Source organism: Arthrobacter nitrophenolicus, assembly GCF_000332815.1.
GTDB classification, from domain to species: Bacteria; Actinomycetota; Actinomycetes; order Actinomycetales; family Micrococcaceae; genus Arthrobacter; species Arthrobacter nitrophenolicus.
Genome location: NZ_AOFD01000014.1, coordinates 70,852 through 86,403, shown reverse-complemented (window position 1 = coordinate 86,403; position 15,552 = coordinate 70,852). Strand labels below are relative to the sequence as shown.

Genomic DNA, 15,552 nt, shown 5'->3' with positions numbered 1-15,552 from the left:
GTGGCTGGGGCTGGCGGCACGCAGGGCGCGCCAAGCCCGCCGTCCACGCCCTTGACCTGGACATTCTGCCGGGGGAGCGCGTCCTGCTGCTCGGACCCTCGGGCGCGGGCAAGTCCACGCTCCTGCATGCCCTCGCGGGGGTCCTGGGCGACGTGAACGACGACGGCGAGGCCGGCGATTCCGACGAGTCCGGTTCGCTCTTGGTCGACGGCGGGTCCCCCCGCGGCCAGCGCGGCCGTGCCGGCCTGATGCAGCAGGACCCCGAAACCCAGGTGGTCCTCTCCAGGGTCGGGGACGACGTCGCCTTCGGCGCCGAGAACCTCGCCGTGCCCCGCGACGCCATCTGGACCCGCGTGCACGAGGCGCTTGCCGACGTCGGGCTGTCCCACCTGCCGCTGGACCATCCGACGTCGGCGCTGTCCGGCGGGCAGAAACAGCGGCTTGCGCTGGCAGGCATCCTGGCGATGCGGCCCGGGCTGATCCTGCTGGACGAACCCACGGCCAACCTTGACCCGGCAGGTGTGCTGGAGGTCCGGGACGCCGTGGCACGCTGCCTGGACAAAACCGGGGCCACGCTGGTGGTGGTGGAGCACCGGGTGTCGGTATGGAAGGACCTGGTGGACCGGATCGTAGTCCTGCAGCCGGGCTCTGCCGCCGACCCCGCTGTCCTCCTCGACGGTCCGCCGGACCGTGTCCTGGACGAGGCCCGCACCATGCTGGCGGCCGCCGGCGTATGGGTGCCCGGCTACGTTCCGGCCACCCGTCCCCGCGCGGGCGACGCCCGGCCGGGCGCCGGAGACCTGCTGCTGGCAGCGGAAAAAACGGCTGTGTCCCGGGAACGCCCGCGCCGCAGCGGGTTCCGGAAAATCCCGCCGGTTCCGGTGCAGGAGGACATCACCGCGCAGGTGCGGGCCGGGCAGGCGCTTGCCATCACCGGGCCCAACGGCGCCGGAAAGTCCACCTTTGCCCTGACCCTCGCGGGCCTGCTGGAGCCGGTCACGGGCAAAATCTCCGCAACAACAAACCTCAGCCGGGGCGCCGGAATCGACCCCTTCCGCTGGAAGGCCGAGCAGCTGATCGAGCGGATCGGTACGGTGTTCCAGGAACCGGAGCACCAGTTCGTCACCGGCAGGGTGCGCGATGAACTGCTGTTTGGCCCGCGCCACCTGGGACATGGCGAGGACCGCGTTGACGAGCTGCTGGAACGGCTGAGGCTCACGCCGCTGGTGGACGCCAATCCCTACACCCTTTCCGGCGGGGAAAAGCGGCGGCTCTCGGTGGCCACCGTCCTGGCGGCCAGCCCGCAGGTCCTGGTCCTGGACGAGCCCACGTTCGGCCAGGACGCCAACACCTGGGCCGAGCTGGCGTCCTTTCTCTCGGAGCTCCTGGACTCGGGAACGGCCGTGGTTTCAGTGACCCACGATGCCGAGTTCACCGCCGCCCTGGGCGGAACCGAACTGAAGCTGGCGGCGGCGGAGAAGGTGGCCCTGTGAGAAAGGCTGACCTGTGAGGCAGGAACTGCACGTGCGCGGCAACAACGCCCTGCTGACCCGCGCCAACCCGCTCAGCAAGCTGGCCGCCGTCGTCCTGATCACTGTGGTCCTGGCACTCTCCATCGACTGGGTGTCCGCCACGGTGGCGCTGGCCTTCGAAGTCCTGCTGTTCCCGCTTGCAGGGCTCACGCTCACGCTGCTCTGGCAGCGCGGCTGGCCGCTGATCCTTGCCGCCGCCGTGGGCGGCTGGAGCACCTCTATCCTGGCGCCGGACAGCGGACGGACGCTGATCGACGTCGGCATCTGGACCATGAGCCAAGGGTCCCTGGAGACGGGACTCGGGTTCATGCTCCGCGGCCTGGCCATCGCGCTGCCGGCGGTGCTGCTGATGAGCTGCACCGATCCGACGGACCTGGCAGACGCGCTGGCCCAGAAGGCGCGCCTGCCGCACCGGTTCGTGCTCGGCACGCTGGCCGCCATGCGCCTGGTGGGCCTGCTGGCTGAGGAGTGGCAGACCATTGGCATGGCGCGGCGCGCACGGGGCGTGGGGTCACGGGGCAGCGTCCTGCAACGGGTGAAAGCCACGCTGGGGCAAAGCTTCGGCCTCCTGGTGCAGGCCATCCGGCGGGCGTCGAGGCTGGCAGTCACCATGGAGGCGCGCGGATTCGGCGGCGGGACCCGCACCTGGGCCCGCGCCTCAACGTACAGCGTGCTGGATGCGTGGGTGCTGGCGGGCGGGCTGCTCATGGCAGGACTCGCCGTGGTGGCCGCCGTGTCTGCCGGCACCTGGAACATGGTGTGGCTGGGAGGCTAGGGTTCCTGGGTGCACGAGTGGTTGTAGTCGAAGCCCCGCGCCACGAACTGGGTGAGGACCACCTTGCCGCCGCCCGTTAGCGGTTCCTTGAGGCATGCGCCGGCGGCCCGGTACGCGTTGCGGGCGCCAGCCAGCCAGCTCGGCAACGGGTACAGGTTACTGGTGCTGCTGACGCTGCCCACGATCCGGCCCCACTGCAGGGACGTGGAGTAGATGCCTACTCCCTTGACATTGATGCTGTGGAAGAAGTCCGTCATGCCCTCCAGGACCGCGCGGTTGGCGTCCTTGTCGCCGGACCAGCTGTTTTCGGTCTCCACATCCAGCCACCACACATAGTCGGCGGGGTTGCTGATGCCGCGGATGTAGGCGTCGTCGTAGGCCTTGGCCCAGCCGTACATGTAGGCGCAGGCCTTGCCGTAGTTGCCCTCCCTGCAGGGGCCGTAGGGGTTGTGGACCTGCCGGCCGATGGGGTATTCGTCGCTGTCCGGCCACCAGGACCCGGAGCTGCCCGGGTTCGCGGTATTGACGTACAGCGACACAGCCGGCTGGCCGGGCAAACCGGGGGAGGAGGCTGCCCACTCAAGCTGTTCCGCCAGGCAGGGGTTGGTGTTGTTCGCGAGGCCGTTGTTGACGCCGACGATGCCGAACGCCTGCCCCTTCGGCAGCTCCCTGTCGCATTGCGGCCAGGACACATCATTGCCGAGCAGCGCCTGGCCGCCCTCGCCCGGCGAGGGCGCCGCAGAAACAGGACCCGCTACAGCCAGCAGCACGGCTGCCGCCAGCAGCCAGGCAAGCCTGAGCGGGAACGGACGGGCATGGGGCCGGAACATTGCGCCTTTCGTTATTGCCAGAGAAGGAATGTTCCCTCCAAGTCTCCCGCCGTGGCGGCGGCGGAACAAGCATCGGATGCTCAAGAATGAAGGCTGATCCATCAAGATCTCTATCGCATATATCGGGTACTAAAGCGCTTGTGAGGGCCGTTACGTGCCTGTAATGAGGGGGAATAACTCATTTATGATATATTTTTGCCATGACGCAGGAAACCGCTGAGCACGTTGCCGCCATGCTGAGGGACGCCCGGAATGAGAAGGGCTGGACCCAGGGCCAGTTGGCCGCCGAACTGGGAACCAGCCAGAGCGCGGTGGCCCGGATGGAGCAGGGAAAGCAAAACCTGAGCCTGAAAATGATCCAGCGCCTGGAAAGCATCTTCGACCGGAGCATCGTCAACGTTGGCAAGCCGCAGATGACGCACCTGCGCGTGGAGGGCGGACGGACCCTGTCCGGCGCCGTCGACGTGAACAGCAGCAAGAACGCCGGCGTCGCCCTGCTCTGTGCCAGCCTGATCAACCGCGGCACTACCGTGCTCCGCCGCCTGGCCAGGATTGAGGAAGTCAACCGGATCGTTGAGGTCCTGACCAGCATTGGCGTGGAGTGCACCTGGCTGAATGACACTGACCTGAGGCTCCGCCGGCCGGCCGTCCTGGACCTTGACGCGATGGATGTGGATGCCGCCCGCCGCACCCGCAGCGTGATCATGCTGCTGGGACCGTTGCTGGACGAGACGGAGGAGTACCGGCTTCCCTATGCCGGAGGGTGCGATCTGGGCACCCGCACTGTTGAGCCGCACATGCAGGCCCTGCGCCAGTTCGGTCTTTCGGTGGAGGCCACGGCGGGCTTCTACACCATCCAGGCACCGCCGGCTGACACGCAGGACCGTTCCTTCGTCCTCACCGAGCGCGGCGATACCGTCACCGAAAATGCCATCATGGCCGCCGCCCACCGTGAGGGCACCACTGTCATCCGCAATGCCAGCCCCAACTACATGGTCCAGGACCTTTGCTTCTACCTGCAGATGCTGGGTGTGGTTATCGACGGCGTGGGTACCACCACCCTCAGCATTACGGGCCGGCCAGTCATCAACGCGGACATTGAGTACTACCCGTCGGAGGACCCGATTGAGGCCATGAGCCTCATCACCGCCGGGATCGTCACAAATTCCGAGGTCACGGTCCGCCGCGTGCCCATCGAGTTCATGGAGATCGAGCTCGCCACCCTTGGCCAGATGGGGCAGCAGCTGGAAATTTCCGGCGAGTACATGGCGCGCAACGGCCGCACCCGCCTGGTGGATGTCACCACCAAGCCGTCGGAGCTGCGTGCACCCGAGGACAAAATCCACCCCATGCCGTTCCCCGGCCTCAACATCGACAACCTGCCGTTCTTCGCCGTCATAGCAGCCAACGCCTCGGGCCAGACCATGATCCACGACTGGGTCTACGAAAACCGTGCCATCTACCTGACCGAACTGAACCGGCTGGGTGCCCAGGTGCAGCTGCTGGATCCGCACCGCATCTACGTCAACGGCCCCACCAAGTGGCGCGCCGCGGAAGTGGGCTGCCCGCCCGCGCTGCGGCCGGCGGCGTGCCTGCTGCTGGCCATGCTGGCGGCCCGCGGGGTGTCCGAACTGCGGAACATCTACGTTATCGAGCGCGGGTACGAGGACCTGGCGGAGAGGCTGAATACCATCGGCGCCAAGGTGGAGTACTTCCAGGACTGAGCATTAACGCTTCGTCATGAACGGCGGGCCCCTCCAAATACGATCCCATTGCCGCAGAATGTCACTATGCGTACATTCGGCGTGGAGGAAGAGCTCCTGATTGTTGATCCGGAGACCGGGGAGCCGCTGGCGCTGGCTGACGCCCTGCTGTCCGGCCGCCGGGTGGCTGCCGACGATTCCGCCCAGGATCCGCGCCTGCTCGAGACCGAGGACAAGACGGTTTACGACGACGACGAGATGGGCCTGAGTGCCGAGCTGAAGCTTGAGCAGATTGAGACCCAGACCCGGCCCTGCCTGGAGTACGGCAGCCTGCTGGAGCAGATCAGGGCCGGAAGGATGCTCGCGGACGAGGCCGCGAAGAAACACAACGCCCGCGTTGCCGCGCTTGCCACGTCGCCGCTGGGCCTGAACAGCCACACCACTCCTGATCCGCGCTACGCCAGGATGCTGGAACGCTTCGGGCTGACCGCCCAGGAGCAGCTGACCTGCGGCTTCCACGTCCACACCTTCGTGGAGTCACCCGACGAAGGCGTGGCGGTCCTGGACCGCATCCGCGACAAACTCGCCGTGCTCACGGCGCTGAGCGCCAACTCGCCGTTCTGGAACGGGCTGGAGACAGGTTTTGAAAGCTACCGGACCCAGGCCTGGAACCGCTGGCCAACCGCGGGGCCGGCCGGCATCTACGGCACCTACCCCGCCTACCGCCGGCTGGTCACGAGGCTGCTGGACACGGGCGTGATGCTGGACGAAGGGATGATCTATTTTGATGCCCGGCTGTCCCGCAACCATCCCACCGTGGAGGTGCGGGTTGCGGACGTCTGCCTGCGCGCCGACGACGCCGCCCTCCTTGCCGTCCTGGTCCGTGCCCTCGTGGAGACCGCCGGCCGGGAGTGGCGCGAAGGCGTCGACCCTGCACCGGTTCCGACCGCGCTGCTGAGGATGGCGTCCTGGCAGGCGAGCAGTGGAGGGCTCGGCGGGGAACTGCTGGACTTCGGAAGCTTCCGGCCCGCGCCCGCGCCTGACGTGGCGCGCGCCCTGGTGGACTACCTCGCGCCGGTGCTCGAGGAGCAGGGTGAGCTCGACCTGGCGCGGCAGGGCGTAGAGGCGATCATCGCGCGCGGCACAGGGGCAGCGGAACAACGCCGGGTCCATGACCAGGAGCTGGCGGGACCGCCGCCTGAGGACATGGGGTTCGGTGCCGTAGTGAGGCACGCCGTGAACGTCACCATGCGCGGCAACCTTGACCTCTCCGAAGTCGATGCCGTTCCCGACCTGCTGCGGGTGCGGCAGGCCTAGCCGGACGGCAGCCGTGGCGTTAGGGAAGGCCACGTGCCATACTCGGCGCGTGGCGCCGTCGTACTCTTTCCATGCCGAGCTTTGGCTCTATCCCGGCGAAGCGGGATGGCACTTCCTCACGCTGCCGCCGGACGTGGCGGACGACATTGCGGAGCAAAGCGAAGCCGGGAACAAGGCCTTCGGCTCGGTCAAGGTCGCGGTGGAGATCGGCGGCCACCGCTGGGAGACGTCCATCTTCCCGGACAACAAGATGGCTCATACCTGCTGCCCGTCAAGAAGGCTGTCCGGGACAAAGCGCGGATCAGGGCGGGCGACGCCGTGGACGTCCGGCTGGAGCTCCAGCCGGACGATGTACCGCGGGATAAAAGCTAGATCTGCTTCAGGGCCTGTTCGAGGTCGCGGATCAGGTCGTCGGCATCCTCGAGCCCGACGGACAGGCGCACCACGCCGTCGCTGAGCCCGATGGCAGCCCGCCCCTCCGGCCCCATCGCGCGGTGCGTGGTGGTGGCCGGGTGCGTGATCAGGGACTTCGAGTCGCCCAGGTTGTTGGAGATGTCGATGATCCGCAGCCCGTCCAGCAGCGCGAAGGCGGCTTCCTTGCCCGAGCGGCCGCCGGAGGGGGCAAGTTCCAGGGTGAGCACCGTGCCGCCGGCACGCATCTGCTTCGCTGCGAGGTCGTACTGCGGGTGGGACTTCAGCAGCGGGTACTTCACCCAGCTCACGGCAGGCTGCTGCTCCAGCCATTCAGCGAGCCGGAGGGCGGTGGCGGAAGAGTGGTTGACACGCAGCGCCATGGTCTCCAGGCCCTTGGTCAGCACCCACGCGTTGAACGGCGACAGCGACGGGCCGGTGTGGCGCATCAGCTGCTTGACCGGGCCCTCGATGTACTCCTTGGTGCCCAGGATGGCACCGCCCATCACCCGGCCCTGGCCGTCGATGTGCTTGGTGCCCGAGTAGACAATGACGTCCGCGCCCAGCTGGCCGCAGCGCTGGAGCAGGGGAGTGGCAAAGACGTTGTCGACGACGACGGTGGCCCCGGCGGCGTGCGCGAGTTCGCTGACCGCGGCGATGTCCACGATCTCCTGCATCGGGTTGGACGGGGACTCGAAGAAGACGGCGGTGGTGGGCTGGGACAGGGCGGCGCGCCACTGCTCCAGGTCCGGGCCGTCCACGAACACCGTCTCCACGCCCCACCGCGGCAGGATCTCATTCAGGATGACGAAGCAGGAACCGAAGAGCGAACGGGCGGCCACCACGCGGTCCCCGGCAGCCAGCAGGCGCCCAGGGCGGTGAAGACGGCGGACATGCCGGACGCAGTGGCGAAGCATGCCTCCGTGCCCTCGAGCAGCCGGAGCCGCTCCTGGAAGGTTGCCACGGAGGGGTTGCCGTACCGGGAGTAGACGAAGCGCTCGTCCTCGCCGGTGAAGGCGCGTTCCGCAGCGGCGGCGGATTCGTACACGAAGCCCGAGTTCAGGAAGACCGCTTCGGAGGTTTCCTGGAAGTTGGTGCGATCCAGCCCGCCGCGGACGGCCTGGGTGTCGGGGTTCCAGCCGGCGGCGTCGTTATTGAAGGTCACTTAGTTCTTTCCGAGGTTGGTCGGCAGGCCGCGGTTCTTCCAGCCATTGACGGTCCGTTCGCCGTAGCGGTCCGGATCGCCTTCGAAGCCCTCCAGGACGTTGTAGGAGGTGAAACCGGCCTGCGTCGCGGCGATGGCGGCGGAGATGGAACGCTGGCCGGAGCGGCAGATGAACACCAATTCGGTACTGGAGTCTTCCGGCGCCTGCTGGCTCAGGTCCTTGAGGAAATCCGGGTTGGGAATGCCGCCGGGGAAGGTCCACTGGATGAACAGCGGATCGTTGTCCGTGGCCTTGGTGTCCGGGATGCCGATGTGGGCCCATTCGCCTTCGGTGCGCACGTCCACCAGGATGGCACCCTGCTCAAGCTTGGCCCAGGCTTCCTCCGGCGTCAGGTCTCCTGCGTAGCTCATGCGTGGCCCTCGCCGTCGAACTCGAGGTCCTCGTTGGCTGCTTCCAGGTCGTCAACAGCGGTGGCGACGGCGGCGTCCGCCGAGGCGATGGCGGCGGGCAGGACGACGGCCTGGGCCACGATGACGCTGGTGCCGTTGAAGGCTGCCGCCGGGCTTCCGTGCAGGACGTAGCCTTCGGCGAGCGCGGTGGAGATCCGCTCACAGAATTCACGGTTGTCCGGGCCGCTGATGAGGCGGTAGGACAGCTTTTCTTCGGGGGCGTCGGACACGACGGATCTCCTTCTCTCACGCTTGCAGCTCGAATCGGTCGATATGCCGAGTATTCACCTGAGGCACCCCGCCGCGGAAGGAGGGTTGCCGACCGGCCAGTCAGGGCTTGGCGCCGGTACTCATTACTCCCCAAAAACGTAACATCTGGCACCGGCGGCCGCATCGCCGTTGTCGTCATGTTGCGTAACTGAAGCGGAAACGCTGCCGGGGATGCGGTCGCGGTGCCCTTCCCGGGGGACGGCCGACGGCGGCATTACAGCAGGTGGGAGGGCTTTTTCTATCCCATCGCGGGAGGGGCGGCCCGATACAGTTCTTAGGGGGCAGCGCCCCGCCGTCGAAGATCAGCACTGGGGGTCCCTTTGAACATGCGAACAGCCGCGCCCTGCCGCCTCCGCCTGGCCTGGGCGTTCCTTGCCGCACTTGTTGTTGCATGTGTGGCAGCGGTCCTGTCGGCGGGGCCGGCCCGGGCGGCCGAACCCGCCCCGGATGCAGGGGAGCCGATGCTCGGCGTCGTCCTGGAATGGGGCGAGGACACTGCCGCGGGGTTTGCCGAGCGGCTGGGAGCGTCGCCGGCTGTCTTTGGACACGACATCGCCTTTCCGTACCGGTCCTCCGAGCAGAACGACATCAAGGGCTTCCTTGAACAGTCATCGCTTCAGGGGTCCCACGCCATGCTCACGGTCAAGCCCACCGTGCCGCTGGACCAGATCGACGCCGCGGCTGCCGGATCATTCGCTCGGGAAATCCGCCGGTTGACCGCACAGTTCCAGGGCCAGGTGCTGGTGCGGTTTGCCCCGGACATGAACGCCGGCTGGGTGGAGTGGGGCCAGCAGCCGGCCGCGTACCGGGAGGCGTTCCGGACAGTGTCCGCGGCGTTCAAGGATTCCGGCGACGGCCGGACAGTCATGGTCTGGGAGCCGTTCCTGGGCAAGGATTACCCCTTTGACCGGAACCGGAACGCCCCGGCTCCCGGCAGCGACGGGTTCGAACTGCTGGATACAAACGGCGACGGCGCCTGGGACGGGTCCGACAGCGCCTACGAACCGTACTATCCCGGTGATGACGCCGTGGACTGGGTTGGCCTGACGGCCTTCCACGACGACACTGCCGGCGGCGCGGCCGTCAATACCCTTCCGCGCGCCGGCGAGCTGGCGGAGATGCTGACGGCTTCAGGAGGCGAGAACTTCTACGCCACCTATGCCCAAGGGCGGAACAAACCGTTCCTGCTGCAGACCGCCGCTTTCTACAGCCCGGCCTCCGGCGGCGCATCCGAAGCTGAGATCAAGACCGGCTGGTGGGACCAGGTGGTAGGCACAGCCACCTCGGCGGAGTTTGGCAGGACGGCCGCGGTGGTCTGGGACGAGCGCACCAGCACCAGGGACACCGGCGTGGCCAGCATCGACTGGCTGCTGACCGGCAGCCCGGAGGTTGCCCGGGCGGCGCTGGAACGGCTGGAGGCCTCGCCCCTGGTGACCGGTCCCGTCACGGAAGTGTCCGCCGGCGGCAGCGGTTATGTCCGGGCCAACACGCTGGCCGGGCCTGCAGCCTGGACCGTGGGGGCCGCGCTCGTCATCCTCCTTGTGGCTCTGTGGCAGATTCCGCGCCGCGTCAACGCCGCAACGGCCTGGAGCTATACGGACCCGTCCGGCAGGGATTCCCGCGTGGACCTGCTGCGCGGACTGGCCATTGTGTTCGTGGTGGTCAACCATCTGGGCATGACGTCCCTGTTCCAGCTGCTCACCCAGGAGGCGGTGGGCTTCGTTTCGGGTGCCGAGCTGTTTGTCCTCTTCTCCGGCCTGGTGGTGGGCATGGTGTACGGGCCACGGGTGAAGGACGATTTTGGAACGGTCGTGGACCTGACGTCACGGCGCGCCGGCAAGCTCTACCTGACGGCGCTGATCGTCCTGGTGGGTGTCTTCCTGGCTTCCCTGCTGCCGGTGTTCCGTACCGACGCGCTCACCACCTTCGTGGACCAAGGGACCGGCGGGGCAGGGCACGACGGCGCCGGACGCACCTACGACCTCTATGCAGGAATGGAGTCGCTCTTCCAGTTCCCGGTGCCGCCCCAGGTGCTTCCCGCCATCCTGCTGCTGCAGTTCGGCCCGTGGCAGTTCAATGTGATGGGGTTGTACGTGGTGCTGCTGCTGGCCAGCCCCTTCATTCTTGCTGCCCTCAACCGGGGCAAGGCCGTGTGGGTGCTGGCCGGCACCCTGGCGGTCTACGCCGTCGGCGCCACTACGCGCTTCCGGCTCCTGCCGTCGCAGTTCGAGGACTCGTTCCCGCTGCTCGTGTGGCAGGTATTGTTCGTGCTCGGCCTGGTTGCCGGATTCCACCGGCGCAGCATCGTCGCCTGGCTCTCGGCGCGGACCTGGGTGGTGGCCGCCTGCACGGCGCTCGCTTTCCTGTTGGCCTTCCTGTCCTGGGGAAATCCCTACCTGGCCAACGGCTTCGACGTCCGGCTGGCGCTCGTCGCGGACACCGTGTACCGGACGGTCTACGACGCGCTCTTTGCGAGGACGTACCTGGCGCCCGGCCGGCTGCTCAACGTCCTGGTCCTGGTGGTCGCGGCCTATGCCTTCCTCACCGCGTACTGGAAGCCCGTGCAGCGGGCCCTGGGCTGGTTCCTGATTCCGCTGGGCCGCGCCACGCTCTACGTGTTCATCATGCACGTGGTGCTGATTGCCGTGGTGGCGAACATCCCGGCCCTGCAGCAGGAGAACGTCCTGCTGAACACGGCAGCCTATGCGGCGGTGCTGGGGCTGCTGTGGGTCATGGTCCGGACGAAGTTCCTCTTCCGGATCATTCCCACCTAGGAGACGGGCCCGGCGTCGAAGGCTTTTCGAGGCATGGAAAAGCGGCGTGAACCGGGGCCGCAGCCCTTGGTTCACGCCGCCCTTGATGTCCCTGGGGCTGGTCCTGCTCAGACCAGCCGGGGTAGCTGGCCATGATGTAGTCGGTGGCTGCGGGGCCCTTCATGTGAAGGCCGCTGCGATCCGGACTGATCCTGTCGCGCATGGCGGCCCAGAAGCTGTCCTCCGGACTGAGCGGCTGCTGGTTGATGAAGCACCAGCTGGTGTAGAGCCCGTACAGGCGGTCGCGATCGAGGACGTGTTCGGAGGTTTGGTCCAGGTAGGTGGCTTCTTGGAGAAAAATATCGAACTGCGAATGTGCCATGACGGCTTCCCTTCGCTAAGTGCGGTGGCGCCGCCGTTCGGCTACAGCAGCAGACCTCACATGCCGTGCACGCGGCAATGGAGTGTAACGAGGATCCTTCAAGAAAGGAGGACCCCAAGCGGGATTGACGCCTATCTACAGTGTAGACTGTACGCGTAGACTACACATCCGGCAAGCGTCTTGATTAACTCGCCGGAACACCGCTTTCAATGCCCAGGATGGAAAAGATGGCCCCCGCGAGAACGCCCGGCAGTACGGCCGCGCGCAAGGGCAGGCTCAGCAGGGAACTGGTCCTGGCCAAAGCCCTGGAACTGGTGGACGCCGAGGGGCTGGACGCCCTGACCATGCGCCGCCTGGGCCAGGAACTCGGCCGGGACCCCATGAGCCTCTACCGCTACGCGGAAAACCGCGCGGCCCTCCTGGACGGAGTAACCGAGCTTGTGCTCAACCAGCTCTCCATCCAGCCCAAGGATCCTGACTGGAAGGCCCAGCTCCGGCACATCGCCCACAGCCTTCGGAGCCTGGCGCTCCAGCACCCCAATGTGGTGCCGCTGCTGGTGACCAGGCCGCTGTCCACCCCCTTGGGCATGCGGCCACTGGGGACGCTCCGCCCGCTGGAACAGATCCTCTCATTGCTGATCGAGGCAGGATTCGCGCCGCCGGACGCGCTGCATGTGTACCGCGCCTACTACGGCTTCCTCTACGGCCACATCCTCAACGAGCTTCAGGAATTCGTGGTGGACCCGGAAGAGAACGAGGCCCTTCTGCGGCTGGGGCTGCACCGCCTGCCGCCGAGGGAATTTCCCCGCCTTCGGTCCCTCGGACCGGACCTGGCGACCTATGACGGGTCTGCGGAACTTGACCAGGGACTGAGCATCCTGCTGTCGGGGCTCGAATCCCAGCTGTCGGTGCATGCAGGCTAGGGTCCCCAAGCCTGGGGGCTAGCGAAACAGGCTACTCGAACGAGGCCCGCCGCCGGTCCTGCAGACGGGTGTTCCAGATATCCGGACGGGCCACCCTGAAGCGGCGGCCGGTCAGGGCGCGCGGGGAAATTCGGATGTAGTGGCTCTTCTCTCCGGGCTGCCAGGGCTCCAGCCCCAGCGCGTCCACGGCGTCCTTTTCGTCCTGGTCCTCCATGATCTCGGTGTCCCCGCGCAGCACCACGCTCCAGGCCTCCTCCGTGCGCGGGTCGTAGCCGTCGATTTCCAGGGCGGCCGGGCGCTCCTGGGCGGCGCCCCACAGCTTGGTCACCCCGGACGTGCGGAAGGCAATGCTGCGGCGGTACACCACGTAATTGATGGGGAAGATCTCCGGATGCCCGTCCACCACCAGGGCCAGGCGGCCCAGAGTGTCGTCGGCCAGGAGCTCCCAGCACTCGTCGAAGGTCAGGTTGTCAGCTGGCTGCGGCGCGCGTGAATCCATGAACCACACCCTACGGGCCAGCCGGCCGGGGGAACAGGACTTTACTGAATGCCGGCGAAAAGTTCATTCAGCTCCGCGGTCAGCTCCTTCTGCAGCGACGGCGTCCCGATCTCCTGCCCGTCAATCCGGTTGACGGGGGCGAGCAGGCGCACGCTCGAGATCAGCCAGACGGCGTCGGCGTCCAGCAGGTCCTGCGGCACCAGCGGCCCGTACCCCAGTTCCCAGCCTGCCTCCTTGGCGGCCTTGAAGAGCGCTCCCTGGGAAGTGCCGGCCAGGATTCCGCTGTCCAGCTGCGGTGTGATGAGGCGCTTGACCGGCGTGCCGTCGTCGGACTTGTCCACGTGGGCCAAAAGCACCGTGGACGTGGGGCCCTCGAGGACCCGGCCGTCGGAGGAGAAGAAAATGACGTCATCCGCGCCCTGCTTATGGGCGTGCCGGAGCGCGGCCATATTGACGGCGTAGGAGAGGGTCTTGGCGCCGAGCAGCAGCCACGGGGCCCGCTCTGCCGCATCACTGTCATAGCCGCGGTCGAGGAGGATGACGTCGATGCCGGTCTCACGCTGGCGGCGGGCGCCCGCTCCCACCGGGGATACCTGGACCCATGCGGTGGGGGCGGCGGCGCCCTCAGCCCCGCGGGTCACCACCAGCTTGACCACCAGTTCATCGTCGGCATCCGAAACAGGAGGGTGCTGGGACCGGTGTTCTGCAATGGCGGCGGCAATGGCCCGGCGCCACTGGTCCTGGCCGGGGATGGCGAGGTCCAGCGCTTTCCCGGAACCGTCCAGGCGGTCCAGGTGCGCCTGGATCTTCCGGACGTTGCCCCCGACGGCGAGCATGGTTTCGAACGCCCCGTCACCGCGGGTGGCTCCCTGGTCCGTGACCAGCAGTTGCGGCTGGGACGCATCGGCCAGACGGCCGTCCGGGAAGGCAGAGTCAAGGAAAACAAGAACCACGGAAGCAGGTGACGTCATGGCTCCAGCTTAGTGCGGCGCCGCGCCGATAAGCTGGGCTGAGTGCCCCGGCAGGAAACCGTCCGCCGGGAGCCGATGAGCCGGGGGTTTGTCAGTTGTTGTGGCCATTTTCGCTTGCCGGCACCGCACCGATGTGGGTGGTGGTGCTGCTCGGCGTCGCCGACCTGGTGATCAGGGTGCTCGCCGTGGGCATCATTCCCGGAAACCGCCGCCCCACCACGGCGATGGCGTGGCTTCTGGGTATCTTCTTTGTGCCTTTCGTGGGAATTGTCCTGTTCCTGCTGTTCGGAAACTTCAGGCTTTCCAGCCGGCGCCGCGAGCAGCAGCAGCAGGTCAACGAGAGGGTCCGGGCCGGCATCTCCTCGCTCGCCGACGTCGAAAGCCACTATCCGGGGCCCGAATGGGTGACCTCCGCAGCGGAGCTGAACCGCCGGCTGGGATCCCTGCCCATGGTGGACGGCAACTCGGTTGACCTCATCCCCGGGTACCCGGACTCCATCCTCGCCATGACCGAAGCCGTGCGGAAGGCGAAGAAGTTCGTCAACGCGGAGTTCTACATCATGAGCACCGACCACATCACGGACGACCTGCTCACCGCGCTGGAGGAGGCGGCCGAACGCGGCGTGGAAGTGCGCGTGCTGTTCGACCACATCGGCACCCTCCGGTCCAGGGCTACAGGAAGCTCCTCAAGCGCCTCAGGGCGGGCAAGATCCAGTGGAAGCGGATGCTGCCGCTCATGCCCATCCATGGCCAGTGGCGCCGGCCGGACCTCCGGAACCACCGCAAGATCATGGTGGTCGACGGCGAAATCGCCTTCACCGGTTCCCAGAACCTGATCGAGCCCTCCTACAACAACCCCCGCCACCGCAAGGCCGGACGGGAGTGGGTGGAGTTGATGGCGTGCCTGCGTGGACCGATCGTCACCACCCTGAATGTCGTTTTCGCCACCGACTGGCTGAGCGAAACCGACGAGTCGCTGGAGCACCAGCTGCAGCTGCCGGCGAACCCGCACCCGGGCAACGTCACCGCGCAGGTGGTGCCCAGCGGCCCGGGCTTCATCACCGAGAACAACCTGCGCCTCTTCAACACGCTCATCTATTCCGCGCAGCACCGCATCTCCATCTGCAGCCCGTACTTCGTGCCGGACGATTCGCTGCTGTACGCCATCACCACTGCCGCCCAGCGCGGCGTGGACGTGGAACTCTTCGTCTCCGAGAAGGGCGACCAGTTCCTGGTCCACCACGCCCAGCAGTCCTACTACGAGGCACTGCTGGAGGCGGGCGTCCGGATCTACCTCTACAAGGCCCCGTTCGTCCTCCATGCCAAGCACTTCACCATCGACGACGAGGTGGCCGTTCTGGGTTCCAGCAACATGGACATGCGCTCCTTCTCGCTGAACCTCGAGGTGTCCGTGATGCTGCTGGGCGAGGACATCGTCACCAAGATGCGCGCGGTGGAGGACACCTACCGGGACATCTCGCACGAGCTTAAGCTTCCCGTCTGGCGCAACCGTCCGTTCGCGGCCCGTTACGTGGATAACGTGGCCCGGCTGACCGCGACGGTTCAGTAGC

The 15,552-nt window shown here is 67.0% G+C and carries 12 protein-coding genes, 3 pseudogenes and 1 riboswitch; of the genes and pseudogenes, 8 read left to right on the top strand and 7 right to left on the bottom strand.

The window, feature by feature from the left end; all coding sequences use genetic code 11:
- A partial coding sequence (locus G205_RS07275; RefSeq protein WP_009357409.1) for an ABC transporter ATP-binding protein occupies positions 1 to 1,493 on the top strand: 1,493 nt, incomplete at its 5' end.
- 13 nt (positions 1,494 to 1,506) lie between these two features.
- Positions 1,507 to 2,307, top strand: coding sequence for an energy-coupling factor transporter transmembrane component T family protein (locus tag G205_RS07270; RefSeq protein WP_009357408.1), 801 nt, complete (start codon positions 1,507 to 1,509; stop codon positions 2,305 to 2,307).
- On the opposite strand, the gene G205_RS07265 is transcribed toward G205_RS07270, so the two are convergent.
- The gene (locus tag G205_RS07265) at positions 2,304 to 3,137 is read right to left on the bottom strand and encodes a glycoside hydrolase family 25 domain-containing protein (RefSeq protein ID WP_009357407.1); all 834 of its coding nucleotides are present in this window, start codon (positions 3,135 to 3,137) and stop codon (positions 2,304 to 2,306) included. The genes G205_RS07270 and G205_RS07265 overlap by 4 nt on opposite strands.
- A gap of 200 nt (positions 3,138 to 3,337) precedes the next feature.
- Between G205_RS07265 and G205_RS07260 the strand changes: the two genes are divergently transcribed.
- From G205_RS07260 to G205_RS20990, 3 genes and pseudogenes are all read left to right on the top strand, one after another.
- Positions 3,338 to 4,861 (top strand): UDP-N-acetylglucosamine 1-carboxyvinyltransferase, encoded by a 1,524-nt coding sequence (locus G205_RS07260; RefSeq protein ID WP_009357406.1) that lies wholly within the window; start codon positions 3,338 to 3,340, stop codon positions 4,859 to 4,861.
- 66 nt (positions 4,862 to 4,927) lie between these two features.
- Positions 4,928 to 6,157: a glutamate--cysteine ligase 2 gene (locus G205_RS07255; protein ID WP_009357405.1), complete on the top strand. Its 1,230-nt coding sequence runs from the start codon at positions 4,928 to 4,930 to the stop codon at positions 6,155 to 6,157.
- Positions 6,120 to 6,529, top strand: a pseudogene (locus tag G205_RS20990) (DUF1905 domain-containing protein). Before G205_RS07255 ends, G205_RS20990 begins: the two are co-directional and overlap by 38 nt.
- Here the strand turns inward: G205_RS20990 and G205_RS07250 are convergent.
- The 3 genes and pseudogenes from G205_RS07250 to G205_RS07240 form a co-directional block, all read right to left on the bottom strand.
- A pseudogene (locus G205_RS07250) lies at positions 6,526 to 7,733 on the bottom strand (O-succinylhomoserine sulfhydrylase). The pseudogenes G205_RS20990 and G205_RS07250 overlap by 4 nt on opposite strands.
- Positions 7,734 to 8,144, bottom strand: a complete 411-nt coding sequence (locus tag G205_RS07245) for a rhodanese-like domain-containing protein (RefSeq protein ID WP_009357404.1) — start codon at positions 8,142 to 8,144, stop codon at positions 7,734 to 7,736.
- Positions 8,141 to 8,413, bottom strand: a complete 273-nt coding sequence (locus tag G205_RS07240; protein WP_009357403.1) for a DUF1737 domain-containing protein — start codon at positions 8,411 to 8,413, stop codon at positions 8,141 to 8,143. The genes G205_RS07245 and G205_RS07240 overlap by 4 nt, the downstream gene beginning before the upstream one ends.
- Positions 8,414 to 8,426: 13 nt before the next feature.
- Positions 8,427 to 8,541: riboswitch (SAM riboswitch) on the bottom strand.
- Positions 8,542 to 8,779: 238 nt separating this feature from the next.
- Between G205_RS07240 and opgC the strand changes: the two genes are divergently transcribed.
- A complete protein-coding gene (opgC, locus tag G205_RS07235) occupies positions 8,780 to 11,227 on the top strand; it encodes an OpgC domain-containing protein (protein WP_009357402.1) in 2,448 nt (815 codons plus the stop codon).
- Here opgC and G205_RS07230 read toward each other — a convergent pair.
- Positions 11,214 to 11,588, bottom strand: coding sequence for a hypothetical protein (locus G205_RS07230; RefSeq protein ID WP_009357401.1), 375 nt, complete (start codon positions 11,586 to 11,588; stop codon positions 11,214 to 11,216). The genes opgC and G205_RS07230 overlap by 14 nt on opposite strands.
- A gap of 227 nt (positions 11,589 to 11,815) precedes the next feature.
- On the opposite strand from G205_RS07230, the gene G205_RS07225 reads away from it, so the two are divergent.
- On the top strand, positions 11,816 to 12,511 hold the full coding sequence (locus G205_RS07225; protein WP_009357400.1) for a TetR/AcrR family transcriptional regulator C-terminal domain-containing protein: 696 nt from the start codon (positions 11,816 to 11,818) through the stop codon (positions 12,509 to 12,511).
- A gap of 31 nt (positions 12,512 to 12,542) precedes the next feature.
- Here G205_RS07225 and G205_RS07220 read toward each other — a convergent pair whose 3' ends face one another.
- Entirely contained in the window at positions 12,543 to 13,010 is a 468-nt protein-coding gene (locus G205_RS07220) for a pyridoxamine 5'-phosphate oxidase family protein (protein ID WP_009357399.1), read from the bottom strand.
- 41 nt (positions 13,011 to 13,051) lie between these two features.
- A complete protein-coding gene (locus G205_RS07215; protein WP_009357398.1) occupies positions 13,052 to 13,981 on the bottom strand; it encodes an aminodeoxychorismate lyase in 930 nt (309 codons plus the stop codon).
- A 131-nt stretch (positions 13,982 to 14,112) separates the two neighbouring features.
- Here G205_RS07215 and cls point away from each other — a divergent pair.
- A pseudogene (gene cls, locus G205_RS07210) lies at positions 14,113 to 15,551 on the top strand (cardiolipin synthase).
- Position 15,552: the final 1 nt, after the last annotated feature.